19 protein-coding genes, 1 pseudogene and 1 other annotated feature are annotated in these 19,082 nt (G+C 56.4%); of the genes and pseudogenes, 13 read left to right on the forward strand and 7 right to left on the reverse strand.

Translation table 11 applies throughout. The annotated features are described in order from the left end of the window. Window positions 1-104 precede the first annotated feature (104 nt). Window positions 105-725, reverse strand: a complete 621-nt coding sequence (locus tag ACCC84_RS05765; RefSeq protein ID WP_004962449.1) for an L-threonylcarbamoyladenylate synthase — start codon at window positions 723-725, stop codon at window positions 105-107. A gap of 72 nt (window positions 726-797) precedes the next feature. After that, entirely contained in the window at window positions 798-1,670 is an 873-nt protein-coding gene (gene rnm, locus ACCC84_RS05770; RefSeq protein ID WP_039992061.1) for an RNase RNM, read from the reverse strand. 264 nt (window positions 1,671-1,934) lie between these two features. Beyond that, window positions 1,935-2,035: a sequence feature (Trp leader region), on the forward strand. A 28-nt stretch (window positions 2,036-2,063) separates the two neighbouring features. Between rnm and ACCC84_RS05775 the strand changes: the two genes are divergently transcribed. The 6 genes and pseudogenes from ACCC84_RS05775 (at window position 2,064) to ACCC84_RS05800 (ending at window position 9,030) form a co-directional block, all read left to right on the forward strand. Further along, window positions 2,064-3,620 carry an anthranilate synthase component 1 gene (locus ACCC84_RS05775; protein WP_004962428.1) on the forward strand — a complete coding sequence of 519 codons (1,557 nt, stop codon included), beginning with the start codon at window positions 2,064-2,066 and terminating at the stop codon, window positions 3,618-3,620. Next, window positions 3,620-5,215 (forward strand): annotated as a pseudogene (trpD, locus tag ACCC84_RS05780) (bifunctional anthranilate synthase glutamate amidotransferase component TrpG/anthranilate phosphoribosyltransferase TrpD). Before ACCC84_RS05775 ends, trpD begins: the two are co-directional and overlap by 1 nt. A 3-nt stretch (window positions 5,216-5,218) precedes the next feature. Next, complete coding sequence (gene trpCF / locus ACCC84_RS05785) at window positions 5,219-6,580, forward strand: bifunctional indole-3-glycerol-phosphate synthase TrpC/phosphoribosylanthranilate isomerase TrpF (RefSeq protein ID WP_182646445.1); 1,362 nt, start codon at window positions 5,219-5,221, stop codon at window positions 6,578-6,580. Between the two features lie 34 nt (window positions 6,581-6,614). After that, window positions 6,615-7,808, forward strand: a complete 1,194-nt coding sequence (trpB, locus tag ACCC84_RS05790) for a tryptophan synthase subunit beta (protein ID WP_088499925.1) — start codon at window positions 6,615-6,617, stop codon at window positions 7,806-7,808. Further along, on the forward strand, window positions 7,808-8,614 hold the full coding sequence (gene trpA, locus ACCC84_RS05795) for a tryptophan synthase subunit alpha (protein WP_004962419.1): 807 nt from the start codon (window positions 7,808-7,810) through the stop codon (window positions 8,612-8,614). Before trpB ends, trpA begins: the two co-directional genes overlap by 1 nt. 101 nt (window positions 8,615-8,715) lie before the next feature. Next, a complete protein-coding gene (locus ACCC84_RS05800) occupies window positions 8,716-9,030 on the forward strand; it encodes a BON domain-containing protein (protein ID WP_004962417.1) in 315 nt (104 codons plus the stop codon). A 51-nt stretch (window positions 9,031-9,081) separates the two neighbouring features. On the opposite strand, the gene ompW is transcribed toward ACCC84_RS05800, so the two are convergent. Continuing rightward, on the reverse strand, window positions 9,082-9,726 hold the full coding sequence (ompW, locus tag ACCC84_RS05805) for an outer membrane protein OmpW (RefSeq protein WP_088499705.1): 645 nt from the start codon (window positions 9,724-9,726) through the stop codon (window positions 9,082-9,084). A 285-nt stretch (window positions 9,727-10,011) separates the two neighbouring features. On the opposite strand from ompW, the gene ACCC84_RS05810 reads away from it, so the two are divergent. From ACCC84_RS05810 to yciA, 4 genes are all read left to right on the forward strand, one after another. Then, the gene (locus tag ACCC84_RS05810) at window positions 10,012-10,452 is read left to right on the forward strand and encodes a YkgJ family cysteine cluster protein (protein ID WP_004962412.1); all 441 of its coding nucleotides are present in this window, start codon (window positions 10,012-10,014) and stop codon (window positions 10,450-10,452) included. 32 nt (window positions 10,453-10,484) lie between these two features. Then, window positions 10,485-11,237 carry a YciC family protein gene (locus ACCC84_RS05815; RefSeq protein ID WP_004962411.1) on the forward strand — a complete coding sequence of 251 codons (753 nt, stop codon included), beginning with the start codon at window positions 10,485-10,487 and terminating at the stop codon, window positions 11,235-11,237. 392 nt (window positions 11,238-11,629) lie between these two features. Further along, entirely contained in the window at window positions 11,630-12,169 is a 540-nt protein-coding gene (locus ACCC84_RS05820) for a septation protein A (RefSeq protein ID WP_102991013.1), read from the forward strand. Between the two features lie 75 nt (window positions 12,170-12,244). Next, window positions 12,245-12,673, forward strand: coding sequence for an acyl-CoA thioester hydrolase YciA (yciA, locus tag ACCC84_RS05825; RefSeq protein WP_039992056.1), 429 nt, complete (start codon window positions 12,245-12,247; stop codon window positions 12,671-12,673). Window positions 12,674-12,739: 66 nt separating this feature from the next. Here the strand turns inward: yciA and tonB are convergent, their stop codons facing one another. Together tonB and ACCC84_RS05835 are read right to left on the reverse strand one after the other, a co-directional pair. Next, window positions 12,740-13,492, reverse strand: coding sequence for a TonB system transport protein TonB (gene tonB / locus ACCC84_RS05830; RefSeq protein ID WP_371901644.1), 753 nt, complete (start codon window positions 13,490-13,492; stop codon window positions 12,740-12,742). A gap of 240 nt (window positions 13,493-13,732) precedes the next feature. Beyond that, a complete protein-coding gene (locus ACCC84_RS05835; RefSeq protein WP_039992054.1) occupies window positions 13,733-14,386 on the reverse strand; it encodes an epoxyqueuosine reductase QueH in 654 nt (217 codons plus the stop codon). A gap of 167 nt (window positions 14,387-14,553) precedes the next feature. On the opposite strand from ACCC84_RS05835, the gene ACCC84_RS05840 reads away from it, so the two are divergent. After that, on the forward strand, window positions 14,554-14,850 hold the full coding sequence (locus ACCC84_RS05840) for a YciI family protein (protein WP_004962405.1): 297 nt from the start codon (window positions 14,554-14,556) through the stop codon (window positions 14,848-14,850). 125 nt (window positions 14,851-14,975) lie between these two features. Here ACCC84_RS05840 and ACCC84_RS05845 read toward each other — a convergent pair whose 3' ends face one another. Next, a complete protein-coding gene (locus ACCC84_RS05845) occupies window positions 14,976-15,527 on the reverse strand; it encodes a TetR/AcrR family transcriptional regulator (RefSeq protein ID WP_198773983.1) in 552 nt (183 codons plus the stop codon). 126 nt (window positions 15,528-15,653) lie between these two features. Between ACCC84_RS05845 and ACCC84_RS05850 the strand changes: the two genes are divergently transcribed. Beyond that, on the forward strand, window positions 15,654-17,126 hold the full coding sequence (locus tag ACCC84_RS05850; RefSeq protein WP_004962396.1) for an MFS transporter: 1,473 nt from the start codon (window positions 15,654-15,656) through the stop codon (window positions 17,124-17,126). Between the two features lie 35 nt (window positions 17,127-17,161). On the opposite strand, the gene ACCC84_RS05855 is transcribed toward ACCC84_RS05850, so the two are convergent. Then, window positions 17,162-17,338: a YciY family protein gene (locus ACCC84_RS05855; RefSeq protein ID WP_071586710.1), complete on the reverse strand. Its 177-nt coding sequence runs from the start codon at window positions 17,336-17,338 to the stop codon at window positions 17,162-17,164. Window positions 17,339-17,583: 245 nt separating this feature from the next. Between ACCC84_RS05855 and cls the strand changes: the two genes are divergently transcribed. Further along, window positions 17,584-19,044, forward strand: a complete 1,461-nt coding sequence (gene cls, locus ACCC84_RS05860) for a cardiolipin synthase (protein WP_004962391.1) — start codon at window positions 17,584-17,586, stop codon at window positions 19,042-19,044. Window positions 19,045-19,082 lie beyond the last annotated feature (38 nt).

Genomic DNA, 19,082 nt, shown 5'->3' on the forward strand with positions numbered 1-19,082 from the left:
ATCCTGCCATTATCAGTTTTGTCCTTGTAGAATAGCGCTTTTCACGGCGCTTGCCGCCGTGAGGCGCTATTTTTCAGAATTTGTTGATGGCACCGCGGGGGTTTTCAGCGAAATGGCGTCGGATCGCCTGCCCCTTCACGCACCACTTCCGGCGAAGATTCAGTCAGATCAATTACCGTGGTCGGCTGTTGCCCGAGAAATCCGCCGTGAATCACCAGTTCGACCTGTTTACCCAAATGATCGCTGATTTCTTCTGGATCGGATTCGGCAAAATCATTACCCGGCAGCATCAGGGTGGTCGACATCATCGGCTCGTTGAGCTCTTCCAGCAACGCCAGAGCGATCGGATTGGACGGCACACGCAACCCGATGGTCTTGCGCTTGTCGTTCATCAGTCGACGTGGCACTTCCTTGGTCGCCTTGAGAATAAACGTGTAATGACCTGGCGTGTTGTTTTTGATCAGGCGAAACGCGCTGTTATCCACATAGGCATAGGTGGACAGCTCGGAAAGATCGCGACACATCAGGGTAAAATTATGATTGCCGTCCAACTGACGGATGCGGCAGATTCGTTCCATTGCGGCTTTTTCTTCCAGCTTGCAGCCTAACGCATAGCCTGAATCGGTCGGGTAGACGATGACTCCGCCTTTGCGCAGTACTTCCACGGCCTGGTTAATCAAACGTGGCTGAGGATTGTCTGGATGAATATAAAAAAGCTGGCTCATGTATTGCTCCTAAAATGGTACACGCGGACGGCCCCGCCCACGTTGTTCGCCTGAGGTGTTACGTCAGGATCGCTACTGCGCCTGCGGCCAATCACGCCAGACTGGCTCCACGCCACCTGGCAACCACAGCTTGCGACCAAGTTCAATCCACGAACAGGGCTGATGGAAATCCGACCCTTGTGATGCCAGCAGTTGGAAATCCTGCGCATACGCGGCCAATTGGCTGCGTTCGTTCGGCGCCTGCTGGCATTGGGCGACCTCCATCGCATCACCGTGCTGTTCGGCAAAGTGTGCCAACAGACGTTTCAGCCACTTGGCGGTCAAATCGTAACGCCCAGGGTGAGCCATCACCGCCTGCCCACCGGATTGATGAATCACATCAATAGCTTGTTCTATTGTACACCACTGCGGTGGAACGTAGCCGGTTTTCCCTTTCGCCAGGTATTTCTTGAATACCTGCGCCATGTTGTCCGCTACGCCTTTCTGCACCAGATAGCGGGCAAAATGGCCACGGGTCACCGCACCGCCGTCAGCCAGACGCTGAGCGCCTTCATAGGCGCCTTCGATGCGCGCCTTGGCCAGCCGCAGGCCAATTTCCTGCGCGCGCAGCGTGCGTCGTTCACTTTGTTCGGCCAGCAGTTGCACCATCGCCGGGTGCGTGACGTCAATGTTCAGGCCGACGATGTGAATTTCATGGTTTTCCCACAGCGTGGAGATTTCAACGCCGTTGACCAATTGCAGCGGCAGCGCCAGCTGTGCGATAGCCGCAGCAGCTTCGGCCAGGCCGGCAGTGGTGTCATGGTCAGTGATGGCCAATACGCCTACCCGCATCTCCACCGCCCTTTGCACCAGTTGCGTTGGCGTCAGGTAGCCATCGGAGGCGGTGGTATGGCTATGAAGGTCGTACAGCGTAAATGCGGAGGGCTGAGGGTTACTGTCAGTCAAAAGAAATATCCGGCTATGGCTTGGGCCGTCATCATAGCCTCTATTGCCGGTTGGACGGAAATCTATTCTGTACCCACGCCGGCAGGCTACACCGGCGGTGGAAGGGAAAAAACCCGATGGCGCTAACACATTGTGCAAAAAGAGGGTTGACATCGCCACCTCGAACCAGTTAACTAGTACACAAGTTCACGGCAATGGCCGTGTTGAATATCCCGTTGGATGATAACCAGAGAGAGCATAAAAATGAGCAAACAGACTTCTCTTCTTCGTTGGTGGCGTACCTCCCTTTCGCGGGCGGTGTAATCGCATACCTGTCATCTGACACTGCAGATTCTCCAAGCCCGCCGTTACGCGGGCTTTTTTATGGACAGAATTTAACTGGAACTACCGATAATGACCAAACCACAACTGACATTGCTGAAGGCCGAAGCCAGTTATCGCGGCGATCCGACCACCATTTTCCACCAGCTGTGCGGCGCACGTCCGGCCACCCTGCTGTTGGAATCCGCGGAAATCAACAGCAAGCAAAACCTGCAGAGCCTGCTGGTGATCGACAGTGCGCTGCGCATCACCGCGCTGGGTCGTCAGGTCAGCGTGCAAGCCCTGACCGCCAACGGCGCGGCCCTGCTGCCGTTGCTGGACGAGGCGTTACCGGCAGAAGTGCATAATGAAGCGCGGCCAAATGGCCGTGAGCTGTCCTTCCCGCGCATTGACGCGGTGCAGGACGAAGATGCGCGTCTGCGTTCCTTGTCGGTGTTCGACGCATTGCGTACGCTGCTGAAGGTGGTCGACTCGCCGGCCGACGAGCGTGAAGCCATGATGCTTGGCGGTCTGTTTGCCTACGATTTGGTCGCCGGCTTCGAAGACTTGCCTGAGCTGCGCCATGACCAGCGTTGCCCGGATTTCTGTTTCTATCTGGCGGAAACCCTGTTGGTACTCGACCACCAGCATGGCGTTGCCCGCCTGCAAGCCAGCGTGTTCACCGGTGACAATACCGAGCGGCAACGCCTGCAACAACGGCTACAACAGGTTCAGCAACAGCTGAAGAAGACACCGCAGCCCATCCCGCATCAAACGCTGGCAGACATGCAGTTGAGCTGCAACCAGAGCGATGAAGAATACAGCGCAGTGGTCAGCCACATGCAACAGGCCATCCGTCAGGGTGAGATTTTCCAGGTAGTGCCGTCCCGCCGCTTTTCGCTGCCGTGCCCGGCACCGTTGGCAGCCTACCAAACGTTGAAGGACAGCAATCCAAGCCCTTACATGTTCTTCATGCAGGACAACGACTTCACGCTGTTCGGCGCCTCACCGGAAAGCGCGCTGAAATATGACGCCAGCAACCGTCAGATCGAGATCTACCCGATCGCCGGCACCCGTCCGCGCGGTCGGCGTCAGGACGGCGCGCTCGATCTGGATCTCGACAGCCGCATTGAACTGGAAATGCGCACCGACCATAAAGAACTGGCGGAGCACCTGATGCTGGTTGACCTGGCGCGCAACGATCTGGCGCGTATTTGTACCGCCGGCAGCCGTTACGTCGCCGACCTGACCAAAGTCGACCGCTATTCTTTCGTCATGCATCTGGTGTCTCGGGTGGTCGGCAGCCTGCGTAGCGATCTTGACGTGCTGCATGCCTATCAGGCCTGCATGAATATGGGCACCCTGAGCGGCGCTCCCAAAGTTCGCGCCATGCAACTGATTGCCGCCTCCGAAGGCAGCCGTCGTGGTAGCTACGGCGGCGCTGTAGGCTACTTCACCGCCACCGGCGATCTCGATACCTGTATCGTTATTCGTTCGGCCTATGTCGAAGACGGCATTGCCACCGTACAGGCCGGCGCCGGCGTGGTGCTGGACTCGGTCCCCCAGGCGGAAGCCGATGAAACCCGTAATAAAGCCCGTGCCGTGCTGCGTGCCATCGCCACCGCGCATCATGCCAAGGAGGTATTCTGATGGCCGATATCCTGCTGCTCGACAACGTCGATTCCTTTACCTACAACCTGGTCGATCAACTGCGCTCAAGCGGCCATCAGGTGGTGATTTACCGTAATCAGGTGGCTGCCGAAGCGATCATTGACCGTTTACAGCAGATGACACAGCCGGTGCTGATGCTGTCGCCCGGCCCCGGAACCCCAGCCGACGCCGGCTGTATGCCGACACTGCTGCAACGCCTGCGGGGCCGGTTGCCGATAATCGGTATCTGCCTCGGTCACCAGGCGATTGTCGAAGCCTACGGCGGCCATGTCGGCCAGGCCGGCGAGATCCTGCACGGCAAGGCGTCCGCCATTAGCCACGACGGCGAAGCGATGTTCAGCGACATGGCCAACCCGCTGCCGGTCGCACGCTACCACTCGCTGGTCGGCAGCAATATCCCGGCCGAACTGACGGTCAACGCACAGTTCGGGGAAATGGTGATGGCGGTACGGCACGATGCCGATCGCGTATGTGGTTTCCAGTTCCATCCTGAATCTATTCTGACCACCCAGGGTGCACGTTTGCTGGAGCAAACTCTGGCCTGGGCGCTGGCGAAGTAAGCAGAGGACACATTGATGCAATCTATTCTTGAGAAACTGTACCGTTCAGAATCAATGGACCAGCAGGAAAGCCAGCAGTTGTTCAGCGCCATCGTGCGCGGTGAGCTGGAACCAAGCCAGTTAGCCGCCGCTCTGATCAGTATGAAGATCCGCGGCGAACGCCCGGCAGAAATCGCTGGCGCAGCGCAGGCCTTATTGGCGGATGCCCAACCGTTCCCTCGGCCGGACTATGCGTTTGCCGATATCGTCGGCACCGGCGGCGACGGCACCAACAGCATTAATATTTCCACCGCCAGCGCATTTGTGGCGGCGGCCTGCGGCGCCAAGATTGCCAAACACGGCAATCGCAGCGTTTCCAGCCGTTCGGGCTCCTCCGACCTGCTGGCGGCATTTGGCATTCGCCTGGATCTGCCGGCAGAGCAAGCGCGCAAGGCACTGGATGAACTCGGCGTATGTTTTCTGTTTGCACCGCAGTATCACACCGGATTCCGCCACGCGATGCCGGTGCGCCAGCAGTTGAAAACCCGGACGGTGTTCAACGTGCTAGGCCCGTTGATTAATCCGGCACGCCCACCGCTGGCGCTGATTGGCGTTTACAGCCCGGAACTGGTGCTGCCGATTGCCGAAACTCTGCGCGTGCTGGGCTATCAGCGCGCTGCGGTGGTGCACGGCGGCGGTATGGACGAGGTGGCCATCCACACCACCACCCAGGTGGCCGAACTGAACAACGGTGAAATTGACAGCTACAGTCTGACGCCGGCCTCCTTTGGTCTGGACAGCTATCCGCTGGCATCGCTGCTGGGCGGTTCGCCGGAAGAAAACCGTGACATTCTGGCACGGTTGTTACAAGGTAAAGGTGACCCGGCACACGCCGCAGCGGTCGCGGCTAACGTCGCGTTGCTGCTGAAGTTATTCGGACAGGAAGACCTGCGCCACAATGCGCAGCAGGCATTGGACATGATTCATAGCGGACAGGCCTATGAGCGAGTGACCGCTCTGGCAGCAAGAGGATAAATGATGCAGGAAACCGTGCTCAACAAGATTGTTCGTGACAAGGCGCAATGGGTCGCAGCACGACAGCAACAACAGCCGCTGGCCAGCTTCCAACAGGATATCGCCCCCAGCACACGCAGCTTCTACCATGCGCTGCAAGGCACCAGAACGGCGTTTATTCTTGAATGCAAGAAAGCGTCGCCCTCCAAGGGGTTGATTCGCGAAAACTTCGATCCGCTGGAGATTGCCGGGGTGTACCGGGATTATGCATCGGCAATTTCGGTGCTGACCGATGAAAAATACTTCCAGGGCAGCTTCGACTTCCTGCCACTGGTCAGCAAAACCGTGACCCAACCGGTGCTGTGCAAAGACTTTATTATCGATCCGTACCAAATCTACCTGGCGCGCTACTATCAGGCCGACGCCATACTGCTGATGCTGTCGGTTCTCGACGATCAACAGTACCGCCAGTTGGCGGCGGTGGCGCACAGCCTCGACATGGGCGTGCTGACCGAAGTGATCAGCGAAGATGAATTACAGCGTGCGATTGCGCTGGAGGCCAAAGTGGTCGGCATCAATAATCGTGACCTGCGCGATCTGAGCATCGATCTCGATCGCACTCGCACGCTGGCGCCGCGCGTGCCGCACGGCGTGACGGTGATCAGCGAATCCGGCATCAACAATTACGGTCAGATCCGCGAGCTTAGCCGCTTCGCCAACGGTTTTCTGATCGGCAGTGCGTTGATGTCGGAAAACAATCTGCGCTGCGCAGTGCGTCGCGTGCTGCTGGGCGACAACAAGGTCTGCGGGCTGACGCGTGCGCAAGACGCTGCGGCGGCCTATCAGGCCGGTGCCAACTATGGCGGATTGATCTTCGTCGGCCGTTCACCGCGTTATGTGGACATCAGCCGCGCGCGGGAAGTGATTTCCGGCGCACCGCTCAACTATGTCGGCGTGTTCTGTGATGCGCAGGTGGATACCGTGGCGCAAACCGTTGAGCGCCTGGGTCTGAAGGCCGTGCAGTTGCACGGCGCGGAGGATCAGGCCTACATCACCACGCTGCGCGCCAAACTGCCATCCTCATGCCAAATCTGGAAAGCGCTAAGCGTGAAAGACCGTGTACCGGCTCGTGAGCTGCAACAAGTTGACCGCTATCTGCTGGACAACGGCGCCGGCGGCACCGGCCAACGCTTCGACTGGAGTGTGCTGCACGGAGAGGATCTCGACAACGTGATGCTGGCCGGCGGCCTGAGCGCCGACAACTGCGTCGAAGCCGCGCAACTCGGCTGTGCCGGCCTGGATTTCAATTCCGGCGTTGAAAGCACGCCTGGCATCAAGGATGCCGATCGTATCGCCGCGGTGTTCCAGACGCTGCGTGCCTACTGATGACGATATTTAACCAAGATAATTGACGGGAAACATAATGACGCTGCTTAACCCCTACTTCGGTGAATTTGGTGGTATGTACGTACCGCAAATTCTGATGCCGGCCCTGAATCAATTGGAAGAAGCCTTCGTCAGCGCCCAGCGCGACCCTGAATTCCAGGCTGAATTTATCGATCTGCTGAAAAACTACGCTGGGCGCCCAACGGCGCTGACGCTGTGCAAAAACCTGACCGCTGGCACCAACACCAAGCTGTATCTAAAGCGCGAAGACTTGCTGCACGGCGGCGCGCATAAAACCAACCAGGTGCTGGGACAGGCGCTGCTGGCCAAACGGATGGGCAAAACGGAAATCATCGCCGAAACCGGCGCCGGTCAGCACGGTGTAGCCTCGGCGCTGGCCAGCGCCCTGCTCGGTTTGAAGTGCCGCGTATACATGGGCGCCAAGGACGTCGAACGCCAATCGCCAAACGTGTTCCGCATGCGGCTGATGGGCGCCGAGGTCATCCCGGTACACAGCGGTTCTTCTACGCTGAAAGACGCCTGCAACGAAGCGTTGCGCGACTGGTCCGGCAGCTACGACACCGCGCACTACATGCTCGGCACCGCCGCCGGTCCGCACCCGTATCCCACCATCGTGCGTGAATTCCAGCGGATGATCGGCGAAGAGACCAAAGCACAGGTGTTAGAACGCGAAGGACGTCTACCCGATGCGGTTCTGGCCTGCGTCGGCGGCGGTTCCAATGCCATCGGCATGTTCGCCGACTTTATCGACGAAACCAGCGTCGGCCTGATCGGCGTAGAACCGGCGGGCCTCGGGATCGAAACCGGTCAGCATGGCGCGCCACTGAAGCATGGCCACGTTGGCATCTATTTCGGCATGAAGGCACCGATGATGCAAACCGCCGAAGGACAGATCGAAGAGTCGTACTCGATTTCCGCCGGGCTGGATTTCCCTTCCGTCGGGCCGCAACATGCCTATCTTAATAGCATCGGCCGTGCGGAGTACGTTTCAATCACCGACGACGAAGCGCTTGATGCGTTCAAGGCGCTCTCCCGTCATGAAGGCATCATTCCGGCCCTGGAATCTTCCCACGCGCTGGCCCACGCGCTGAAAATGATCCGTGAAACGCCGCAAAAAGAGCAGATTCTGGTGGTTAACCTGTCTGGCCGCGGCGACAAGGACATATTTACCGTTCACGATATTTTGAAAGCACGGGGAGAAATCTGATGGAACGTTACCAGCAACTGTTCAAGCGCCTGGAAAGCCAACGTGAAGGTGCTTTCGTGCCCTTCGTCACGCTGGGCGATCCCAATCCGACGCTGTCGCTGCAAATTATCGATACCCTGATCGAAAACGGCGCGGATGCGCTGGAACTGGGCATCCCGTTTTCCGATCCGCTGGCCGATGGCCCGACGATTCAAAGCGCCGCGCTGCGGGCATTTGCCGCCGGCGTAACGCCAACCCAGTGCTTTGAAATGCTGGCGACCATTCGCCAAAAACACCCGGAGATACCGATTGGTTTGCTGATGTACGCCAATCTGGTGTTCCATAAAGGGATTGATGCGTTTTATCAGCGCTGCGCGCAAGTCGGCGTCGATTCGGTGCTGATCGCCGATGTACCGTTTGAAGAGTCTGCGCCATTCCGCGCTGCGGCGTTGCGACATGATATCGCGCCAATCTTTATCTGCCCGCCGAACGCCAATGACGATCTGCTGCGGGAAATTTCCTCGCACGGCCGTGGCTATACCTACCTGCTGTCGCGTGCCGGGGTGACCGGTACCGAAAGCCGCGCCCAGTTGCCGCTACACCATTTGGTCAACACGCTGCGTGAATACCGCGCTGCACCACCGCTGCAGGGGTTCGGCATTTCCGAACCGTCACAGGTGCGTGATGCATTACAGGCCGGTGCCGCCGGCGCGATTTCCGGGTCTGCAATAGTTAAAATCATTGAACAGCACCAGCAACAACCGGCCGAGATGCTCGCCAGACTGGGCGCGTTCGTCAGTGAAATGAAGGCAGCTACCCGCAGCTAAGTGCAAAAAACACGGCGCGCATTTGAACTCATTCGCGTCTTGTCACACAATAGATTGTGTCCGTAGTTTCAACAAAAATAACATTGCATGGAGAGTAATTTATGAAGCTATTCAAAACCCTTTCAGCCCTGTGTGCGGCGGCGGTGATGGCGATGGCGGTAAGCGCCTGTGCGCCGACGGCAACCTCTGAAGGGACTGGCGGGTATATTGATGACACGGTTGTGACGACAAAAGTAAAATCAGCGCTGCTGGCAGACAAATCGATCAAGTCGACTGAAATCAGCGTAGAAACCTTCAAGGGGCGAGTGCAGTTGAGCGGCTTCGTAAGCTCTAGCGCCGATGCCAACCGCGCTGTGCAGGTAACGCGCGGCGTGGCCGGTGTGAAATCGGTTGAAAACGTTATGCAGGTCAAGTAACGATGCCGACAGGGGAGCCGGACGGCTCCCCTGTTTCAGGCATCACGGTTATCAGAAGCGATAACCGGCACCGAACATGAACACCCACGGATCAAGACGCGTATCAATGCTGTGATGCTCACCGGCGGCATCATCAAAGCGAACTTTTGTTTCGATATTCATCCACCATACCGACATGTTCAACATCCAGTGCTCGTCCAGGTTGTAATCCAGACCGGCCTGAGCCGCCACGCCCCACGAGTCTTTCAGGCTCAGATTGCTCAACCCGGCGCCCTTGCCATTGTCATTGAACTTTTCGTCAAAGAAAGTGGTGTAGTTGACACCTACCCCGAGATACGGACGCAGTTTATCCTGCCGATCGCCAAAATAGTATTGCGCCATCAAGGTTGGCGGCAGTTGATGCACCGTGGCGATGTCACCGTTGACGGCTTTGCCGTTCAGCGACACCTTATGGCGAAACGGCGTGGCTGCCAGCAGCTCGATACCGATATTGTCGGTGGCCATATAGCCGAAGGTCAGGCCTAACTGGGTATTATTATCCGCCTTGAACGATCCCTGCCCCAGCACGTCATCCGAACCGGTTGTCGGACGCACCGTTGCGGTACCCGCACGGAACAGGAAATCACCCGCTTGATGCGCACTTGCCACCATCGGGGCCATCATAGCCGCCAATACCACCAGAGTTGTCTTTTTCATTATCCATTCCATTAGTGTGGTTTACAGACTCGACGAATATACCTACTACAGGGTATTTATGATCCAATCGAGATCACATCTTATGTGTAAATAAATTAATTCCTACCAAAAACAAGGTTACTTAACTGGTTAATAAATCAAGAATTGATCTGAATCAAAAAACGCAGAGAGCCGCCAACAGAGTGAAACGCAAAATTTCAGTTGCCAAAAATCAGGCGACTGGGTAGTTTCTTCGCTTCATGTTGGTTTTGGTTGGTGGCCGTAAGGAGTCGGTGGGCAATCAAGATGAGCGAAATACTCAATCCCTGTGTCAGTTGTGGCGCCTGCTGCGCCTATTTTCGAGTGTCATTCTACTGGGCTGAAGCCGATGACGGCGGCGGCATCGTCCCTTCACCACTTACCGAGCCGTTAACCCCGTTCCTGCGTTGCATGCAGGGGACCAATAGCAAGTCCCCACGATGTACAGCGCTGGATGGCGAGATCGGCACTGCAGTGTCCTGTTCCATCTATCTTAATCGGCCTTCGCCCTGTCGGGAGTTTGATCAATCCGGAGAAAACGGTATCCGCAACGAAGCCTGCGATCGGGCTCGCGCACGTTATGGCCTGCCGCCGCTGCCGGTTGCCATGCCGTTATCGCTGCCGCAAACCACAATCGTCGAAGAAATCAGCGTCATGTCACTTGCGGGGTGCCACAGTGAGCCGGAACAAGGTACAATCGCCCACTGATTTGTCTCTGTTCTCGACGCCAAGGAGTCTGCATGCCTATCACGGCTAACACATTGTACCGTGACAGTTTTAACTTTTTCCGTAATCAGCTGGCCAGCATCTTGCTGATGGCACTGCTGACCGCGTTCATTTCGGTATTGCTTAATCAGGTTTTCAGCCCTGATGCCGAGCAGTTGAAGATTTTGACCGCAACGGAAAGCGATTTTGCCACATCCGCAGGGATGGGTATTCAGGACATCATTCAGCAAATGACGCCTGAACAACAAATGGTGTTGCTGAAAGTATCGGCTGCCGCCACCATCTCGGCATTGGTCGGCAATGTGCTGTTGGTTGGCGGTATGCTGACGCTGATTCGCCTGGTGTCACAAGGCCAGCCGGTCAGTGCTCTACGTGCCATCGGCGCGGCAGCACCGGAATTACCGCGACTGTTGCTGCTGCTGTTCATCTGTACCCTGGTGATCCAGCTTGGCCTGACGCTGTTCGTGGTGCCGGGAGTGATTCTGGCCATCGCATTTTCTTTGGCGCCGGTGATAAGCTCTGCCGACAAGAAAGGCGTGTTCGCTTCGTTGAAACTGAGCGCCAAGCTGGCCTTCGCCAATGCACGGGTGATCGTGCCGGCGATGATGCTGTGGCTGGCGGCCAAATTGCTGGTGCTGTTCCTGGTCAGTCATCTGTCGGTGCTGACCCCGAACGTCGCCAGCGTAGTGCTGACCGCACTGAGCAACCTGGTTTCTGCACTGTTGCTGATTTACCTGTTCCGTTTGTATATGCTGCTGCGCGGCTGATAAACAACAGAGTTGTACCAGGGCACGCCACGGCGTGCCCTTTTTATTTATTGCGCCAGATTGCACCCCATAGCACAACAACGGCGCTCGCCCTGCCCGCTCTCCGGCCAGGTTGCCTGCACATACACCATTGGTAACGACGGACGCCGGCATTGAAGCGGTGTCGGAAAATGCCATTGCGTAACCGATGCTGTCACGCCGCACGCTCCGACTATGATTACGCGTATCATGCGGCCGGTATCATCGGCGGCGACGCTAGGTAAATTCATGCAAATTCTTGCCAAACCGGCAGAAATTCTGCCGCCAAACGCCGATAATCGACAGTTTGCCGTGGTACACAGATCTGACCGAATCCGGTATAGTCGACCGATGAATAGATGATGGATTGATTTATGAAGCAGTTTCTTGATTTCCTCCCGCTGATTGTTTTTTTTGCTTTTTACAAGCTCTACGATATTTATGTCGCCTCCGGGGCGCTGATCGTCGCCACCGCGCTGGCACTGGTCTTCACCTGGGTTAAATACCGCAAGGTCGAGAAGATGACGCTGATCACCTTCGTGATGGTGGCGGTGTTTGGCACCCTGACGCTGGTATTCCATAACGATTTGTTTATTAAATGGAAGGTCACGGTCATTTATGCACTGTTCGCACTGGCATTGCTGGTAAGCCAACTGGTGCTGAAGAAGCCGCTGATCCAGCGCATGCTGGGTAAAGAGCTGACGCTGCCACAAGGGGTGTGGAACAGCCTCAATCTGGCTTGGGCGCTGTTCTTCCTGGCCTGCGGTCTGGCCAATATTTACGTCGCCTTTTGGCTGCCGCAAAGCGTCTGGGTCAATTTCAAAGTGTTTGGCCTGACCGCATTGACGCTGGTGTTCACCTTGCTGAGCGGCGTCTATATTTATAAGCACATGCCAGAAGAACAGAAAAAATAGTTACAAATTTGTTAATGCCCGTCGCCGTTGCTGCGGGCAGTATAATGTGATCCATTTCTCAAAAAGCAGACAGCTATGACACAACAACGACCTTTACCCAGTGGAGAACTGGTACTGCGCACGCTGGCGATGCCGGCGGATACCAACGCCAACGGCGATATTTTTGGTGGCTGGCTGATGTCGCAGATGGATATCGGTGGTGCCATTCAGGCGAAAGAGATTGCCGAGGGCCGGGTGGTTACGGTTCGCGTTGATGGTATGACCTTCCTCAAGCCCGTCGCCGTCGGGGATGTGGTGTGCTGTTACGCGCAATGCATCCGCACCGGTCGCAGTTCCATTACCATTAACGTCGAAGTCTGGGTAAAGAAGGTTTCTTCCGCGCCGATCGGCCAACGCTATCGCGCTACCGAAGCGGTATTTACCTATGTTGCGGTCGATGACGAAGGTAACTCGCGCGCATTGCCGGATGGGAAGCGTAACTTCCGCGTCGGTTTTGCCGAATAACCTGACTGCCGTCAGCAAAAAGGGTCGCGATAATCGCGACCCTTTTTTATTGCGGCTGAGCAAGAATCAGTCGAGTGAAGCGCTGCCATCCAGTTTAAACTGAATGTTGACGATAAGATCCTTGCCCTCTTTGGCTTCATAGCGCCATCTGCGCATCGCCTGCTTCACTTCCCGCTCAAACATGTTGCGCGGTTGCGCTGACAAAATGCGCACGTTGCTGAGACGGCCATCACTGTCTACGTCAAACTGCACTCTGACCCGCCCTTCTATCTGCAACGCTTGCGCGCGCGCTGGGTATAACGGTGCAACACGGTTCAACGGTTTCGGCCCCAGATTGCGCGAGTTGCCGGTCACCGGTGCGGTTGGAGCCTGTTTCACCGGCGCTTTGGCAACAGGTTTGGCCGGCGCATCGTTTTCAAACGGCGATGGTTCACGCGGTTCTACCTTCTTCGGTTCGCGCTTTAGCGGTCTTTCGACCTTTGGCTTGGGTTTTGGTTTCGGCTTGGGCTTCACCGGCTCCGGTTTTGGAATCGCCTTGGGTAGCGGTGGCGGTTCGGGAATCGGCTCTGGTTCTGGCTCTGGTTCTGGCTGTACCTCCGGCTCCGGTTCCGGCTGTGCGGGAGCCGGCGGTGGCGGTTCGGCCAACGCGGCGGTGTTGACCATCATGACGCTGATAGGCGCGTCCTCCGGTTTCGGCAAATCCATCACTTCCTTGACCGACGCATAGAGCAACGCGGCAACCAAGGCACTGTGCAAGCCAACGGAAAGGACAATCGGCACTGACAAACGGCGAATAAGGAACATCTTTTTTAGCGGCATAATGATTCTGTTTCCTCTGGTTCGCCAAGTTTAAATGCAAATAGCAATCATATTCAATAACGAAAGACAAACTATCGCTTCAATCGGCATGTTTCGGCGTTTTGCGTCGCATCGGCCCCAAAAACATTAACTTTTCATTCGCTTTTTTTGCTAGCAATACACCTGTTTTTAACCTTGATGACGCGGATTCAACACGATAAAAAACCCGCCGCAGCGGGTTGTTCTACCAGTTCGTTCGGCTTATTCATCATCGCCGTAATACAACACGCCAAGCTTGATCAATGGCCGTCCCTGCGCCTTGCGATGCAGGTTGGTATCACGCAGGGAATAAACGCAGCCGCAGTATTCCTGCTGGTAGAACCGCTCGCGTTTGCTGATCTCGATCATCCGTGAGGCGCCGCCCTTTTTACGCCAGTTATAGTCCCAATACACCAGTTCGGGATACGGCGCAGCCGCGCGAATACCGCAGTCGGTGATTTGCTGCATGTTCTTCCAGCGGGATATGCCGAGCGAACTGGAAATGGTGTCATAACCGTGTTCATGGGCATACAGCGCCGTGCGCTCAAAGCGCATGTCAAAACACATGGTGCAGCGGATACCGCGTTCCGGTTCGTTTTCCATGCCCTTGGCACGGGCAAACCAATTGTCGGTATCATAGTCAGCATCAATAATCGGCACCCCATGCTGCTGAGCGAAACGAATGTTTTCCTCTTTACGCAGCAGATACTCTTTCTGCGGATGAATATTCGGGTTATAGAAGAAAATGGCGTAATCGATGCCGGATGCCTGTATCGCTTCCATCACTTCACCCGAGCACGGCGCGCAGCAGGAATGCAGCAGCAGTTTACGCTTGCCTGCTGGCAGGTGAAGTTGTTCTCTGACCCGTTCCGTCATTTCTCTACCTTTTGGTTAATGGTATCTATCATGCGCTCGGCACTATACGAATAAAGGTTAGTCGCTTCAAGGCATCAGCACCGACTGCGGCAAAAACGGTTTCCTTGAGGGCCGTTTTGCGCTACTTTGTTTTTACCGTTGTATGGCAATGATTTTAAAGGTGAAAAATGCTTTATCTGATCTACGCACAAGACGTACCGGACTCGCTGAAAAACCGCCTGTCGGTTCGCCCGGCCCATCTTGCCCGACTGCAGGCACTGCGTGACGAAGGCCGTTTGCTGGTGGCGGGCCCCCATCCGGCGATCGACAGCAACGATCCCGGCGCTGCGGGCTTCACCGGTTCAACGGTGATTGCCGAATTCGCCTCGCTGGCAGCCGCCCAGGCCTGGGCTGAGCAAGATCCCTACGTCGCCGCAGGCGTGTATGGCGAGGTGGTGGTCAAACCGTTCAAACAGGTATTTTAAGCAAAAAAAAGCCAGCGCGGAGGTCGCTGGCCAAGGTCTTCGAGGGAATATTTTGTCCGATTACCTTAGCCGACAGCCATTTCCTTCGCCAGCTATCAGTGCGATAGGCAGGCGCTGGCGTTGAGTTATTCTTCCGTGGCCGCAAGGAGATAGCGCTGTATATCGGCAAACATCGCCTCCCACTGTTGCTGGTCGATCTCCATCAGGCCAAAAAATCTCAGCATAAACGCCCCTTCGGTGGCCAGGAAAGCCAGACGGGCGCGTTTGCCCTGCTCGCTGGTGACATCCAACGACTCAATCCGCCCACGGTACCATTCGCGGGTGCTATCAAGATGTTGCGGTGTTTGTATCAGCGTAGCCATCAGCCCGGCGGCTTTGGCGCTCGAGGCCTGATCTGAACTGCGCGTCGCCTGCATATGCGCCTGCACCCGGGTCAGCGGCGAGGGGTCGCTGCCGGCTATCTGGGTGAAAACCTCATCATACGCCTTGCCCCAACGTTCAAACATGGCATCAATCAGGGCGTCCTTATTGCCAAAACAGTACTGTACCCCGCCCTTGGAAATCCCCATTGCTTTGGCAACCGAGTCAATGGTTAACCCGGCAGCCCCCTGGCTGGCCACGATCTCTTCAGCAGCATCCAGCACCCGGTCGCGATCGATGCTTCGTTGACGTCCCATTGAGGAATACCTCTTTTCAATACATACGTATGGATTTATATTATAGCCATTACCCGTGGTCGATGGCCATCGGTCAGCTCCCAGCGACGAGAGGGTTCTCGCTGTTTCTGTCAGTAGGACGTTATTATGCATGCAAATAATCGCTGGTTGATCCTGGCGATGGTCTCCACCGCACTTTTTTTGATCATTATCGACATGACGGTACTGTATACCGCCTTGCCGCGCTTAACGCAGGCGCTCGATGCCAGCGCCTCTGAAAAATTATGGATCGTCAACGCTTATCCGCTGGTGGTTGCCGGTCTGTTGCCGGGCGCCGGTATGCTCAGCGACCGCATTGGCCATAAAAAAATGTTTATCGCCGGCTTGCCCGTGTTTGCCCTGGCTTCGCTGTGCGCCGCCTTTTCTGGTCGCGCCGAGGGGTTGATCGCCGCCCGCGCCTTTTTGGCCGTTGGTGCGGCAATGATGATGCCTGCCACCTTATCTATCGTACGTCACGTGTTTAGCGAACCACGCGAGCGCGCCCTGGCAATCGGCATCTGGGCTGCGGTGGCATCCGGCGGTGCGGCGGTCGGTCCGGTAGTTGGCGGCATGTTGCTGGAGTATTTCTGGTGGGGGTCTGTGTTCCTGATCAATGTACCGGTGGTGTTAACGGTATTGCCCTTCGCCTGGTGGCTGATCCCGCACTGCGGCGGTGGCAATAAACGCCCCTATGACATCATTGGCTCACTGCAAATCATGCTCGGTCTGGTTGGCGCCATTTACGCGCTGAAAGAGCTCAGTAAAAGCCAACCGTCCCTGTTCGCCCTGGCCTGTGCCGGCGCGCTGGGCATACTGTTCCTGACGCTGTTCGTGCGACGTCAACGGCGAGCCGAATATCCAATGATCGACTTCACGCTGTTTCATAACCGGTTGTTCGCCGGTGGCGTGTCGGTGGCTATTCTGTCGATGGTGGCCCTGGTCGGCGTCGAACTGGTGTTAAGCCAACGTTTACAGCTGGTCAACGGCCTGACGCCGTTGCAGGCCGGGCTGTTTATTTTGCCGATCCCACTGGCATCGGCGTTGGCCGGACCGCTGGCGGGTCTGCTGCTGCCGCGCTACGGTGAGCCACACCTGATTCTGAGCGGGTGTGTCATGACCACCGTCGCCTTTGTCGGCCTGGTGTTGTGCTATCAGTCATCGCCGCTGTGGCAACTGGCTTGGCTGTTTGTTGCCGGTTTTGGTCTGGGGGGCGCGATTACCGCCGCGTCAACCGCCATCATGCTCAACGCCCCGGAAGATAAATCCGGCATGGCGGCGTCGATTGAAGACGTTGCCTACGAATTGGGCGGCGTATTGGGTGTGACGTTACTGGGGGGAATGATGACGGCAATCTATAGTCACAGTCTGCAGTTGCCGAACGACATGCCGGTATCCAGTCTGGCGTATGACAGTCTGGATGAAGCACTGCGTCTGGCATCGGCGTTGAGCTCGCAACAGGCCACTCAACTGGTCGACCTGGCGCGTGCCGCCTTCGATCGGGCCTTTGTTGCCGTGTTGACGGCAGCCGCGCTGTTGATGGCGCTGGGAAGCGCAGCACTCAGCTACATGATGCGCAAATAAATTGGCAAACAGTCCCCGCAGGGACTGTTTTAGTCTTACCATTCGCAGGATACGGTAAACAGTAACGCCCGGCGGTGCTGATCGTCCAATCGCCGCCGCACGCGAATAATATGCCGGTAATGACATGACTGACGCTCCAGCCAGCGGTGCCTACGGCGTTGACTCTGTCGCAACATGCGCCAACGACCTACTTCATTTCTACTGCGTCTCATAATTACTTCGCCACTTCTGCTTTCGATACCAACCGCCGGCATTATAGACCTTTCTGTCGACGATCCAAGTCGGACGTCGCTCAGTCTCGCCGTTGCCAATAGAAACAAAAGTAACGTTTTTGCTTTCGCCAAGTGCCTTAAGGCAATCACATTTATGTCACTTAACCGTTGGGAAAAGGTTTCCCCTTTTCCGTTCTGTGCGTACACTCATCGTTGGTGGTTTGCGAACGGGATTTTTCGCCTTTATGACAACATTTTATACCGTAATCAGTTGGCTCATGGTATTCGGCTACTGGCTGCTCATTGCCGGTGTCACGCTGCGTATTTTGATGAAGCGTCGCGCGGTGCCTTCTGCCATGGCGTGGTTGCTGATTATCTACATTCTGCCGTTGGTCGGCATCGTCGCTTATTTATCGTTTGGTGAATTACACCTGGGTAAACGGCGGGCCGAGCGCGCCAAGGCCATGTGGCCATCGACCGCCCGCTGGCTTAATGAATTAAAAGAAAGTCGGCGAATTTTCGCCACCGAATACAGCGAAGTGGCACGTCCACTGTTTCAACTCTGCGATCGCCGCCAGGGCATCGACGGCGTCAAGGGCAATCAGTTGCAGTTACTGACCACCACCGACTCCACGTTGAAGGCGCTGATCCGTGATATCGAACTGGCTCGTCATAACATCGAAATGGTGTTCTACATCTGGCAACCGGGCGGTCTGGTCGATCAGGTCGCCGAATCCTTGATGGCCGCTGCGCGCCGTGGGGTTCATTGTCGTGTGTTGCTGGACTCCGCCGGCAGCGTGCAGTTCTTCCGTAGCCCCTATCCCGGCATGATGCGCAACGCCGGCATTGAGGTGGTCGAAGCGCTGAAGGTCAACCTGCTGCGCGTTTTCCTGCGTCGTATGGATTTACGCCAGCACCGTAAAGTGGTGCTGATTGACAACTATATTGCCTATACCGGCAGTATGAACATGGTCGATCCGCGTTACTTCAAACAGGATGCCGGCGTTGGCCAATGGATTGATCTGATGGCGCGTATGGAAGGCCCGGTAGCCACCACCATGGGAATTGTCTACGCCTGCGATTGGGAGATTGAAACCGGCCGGCGCATTCTACCGCCGCCGCCGGACATGAACATCATGCCGTTTGAGCAGGAAAGCGGCCACACCATTCAGGTGATCGCCTCCGGACCAGGTTTCCCGGAGGAAATGATCCATCAGGCGTTGCTGACCGCGGTGTACTCCGCCCGTGAGCAGTTGATCATGACCACCCCCTATTTCGTCCCGAGCGATGACTTGCTGCACGCCATATGCACCGCCGCGCTGCGCGGCGTCGAGGTCAGCATTATCGTGCCGCGCGACAATGATTCGATGATGGTACGCTGGGCCAGCCGCGCGTTCTTTTCCGAGTTGCTCGAAGCCGGGGTAAAGATTTACCAATTCGAAGGCGGCCTGCTGCATACCAAAAGCGTGCTGGTCGACGGCCAACTGAGCCTGGTCGGCACGGTGAACCTCGATATGCGCAGCCTGTGGCTGAATTTTGAAATCACCCTGGTGATTGACGATGACGGTTTCGGCAGCGATCTGGCTTGCGTACAGGATGATTACATCGCCCGCTCCAGGCTGCTGGAAGCCCGGCAGTGGCTCAAGCGGCCGTTTTGGCATCGTATTGTCGAACGACTGTTTTACTTTTTCAGTCCGCTGCTGTAAATGGCATGGCGGGCGTGGTTTAATAACGCCAAATCATT

This window comes from Serratia odorifera (assembly GCF_041448735.1).
Classification (GTDB): domain Bacteria; phylum Pseudomonadota; class Gammaproteobacteria; order Enterobacterales; family Enterobacteriaceae; genus Serratia_F; species Serratia_F odorifera.

Bases quoted from the DNA above. Each gene is read 5' to 3' on its own strand.
- ACCC84_RS05765 (WP_004962449.1), bottom strand. From the start codon at position 725: ATGAGCCAGCTTTTTTATATTCATCCAGACAATCCTCAGCCACGTTTG.
- ACCC84_RS05775 (WP_004962428.1), top strand. From the start codon at position 2,064: ATGACCAAACCACAACTGACATTGCTGAAGGCCGAAGCCAGTTATCGC.
- trpCF (WP_182646445.1), top strand. From the start codon at position 5,219: ATGCAGGAAACCGTGCTCAACAAGATTGTTCGTGACAAGGCGCAATGG.
- trpA (WP_004962419.1), top strand. From the start codon at position 7,808: ATGGAACGTTACCAGCAACTGTTCAAGCGCCTGGAAAGCCAACGTGAA.
- ACCC84_RS05800 (WP_004962417.1), top strand. From the start codon at position 8,716: ATGAAGCTATTCAAAACCCTTTCAGCCCTGTGTGCGGCGGCGGTGATG.
- ompW (WP_088499705.1), bottom strand. From the start codon at position 9,726: ATGAAAAAGACAACTCTGGTGGTATTGGCGGCTATGATGGCCCCGATG.
- ACCC84_RS05810 (WP_004962412.1), top strand. From the start codon at position 10,012: ATGAGCGAAATACTCAATCCCTGTGTCAGTTGTGGCGCCTGCTGCGCC.
- ACCC84_RS05815 (WP_004962411.1), top strand. From the start codon at position 10,485: ATGCCTATCACGGCTAACACATTGTACCGTGACAGTTTTAACTTTTTC.
- ACCC84_RS05820 (WP_102991013.1), top strand. From the start codon at position 11,630: ATGAAGCAGTTTCTTGATTTCCTCCCGCTGATTGTTTTTTTTGCTTTT.
- yciA (WP_039992056.1), top strand. From the start codon at position 12,245: ATGACACAACAACGACCTTTACCCAGTGGAGAACTGGTACTGCGCACG.
- tonB (WP_371901644.1), bottom strand. From the start codon at position 13,492: ATGCCGCTAAAAAAGATGTTCCTTATTCGCCGTTTGTCAGTGCCGATT.
- ACCC84_RS05835 (WP_039992054.1), bottom strand. From the start codon at position 14,386: ATGACGGAACGGGTCAGAGAACAACTTCACCTGCCAGCAGGCAAGCGT.
- ACCC84_RS05840 (WP_004962405.1), top strand. From the start codon at position 14,554: ATGCTTTATCTGATCTACGCACAAGACGTACCGGACTCGCTGAAAAAC.
- ACCC84_RS05845 (WP_198773983.1), bottom strand. From the start codon at position 15,527: ATGGGACGTCAACGAAGCATCGATCGCGACCGGGTGCTGGATGCTGCT.
- ACCC84_RS05850 (WP_004962396.1), top strand. From the start codon at position 15,654: ATGCATGCAAATAATCGCTGGTTGATCCTGGCGATGGTCTCCACCGCA.
- ACCC84_RS05855 (WP_071586710.1), bottom strand. From the start codon at position 17,338: ATGAGACGCAGTAGAAATGAAGTAGGTCGTTGGCGCATGTTGCGACAG.
- cls (WP_004962391.1), top strand. From the start codon at position 17,584: ATGACAACATTTTATACCGTAATCAGTTGGCTCATGGTATTCGGCTAC.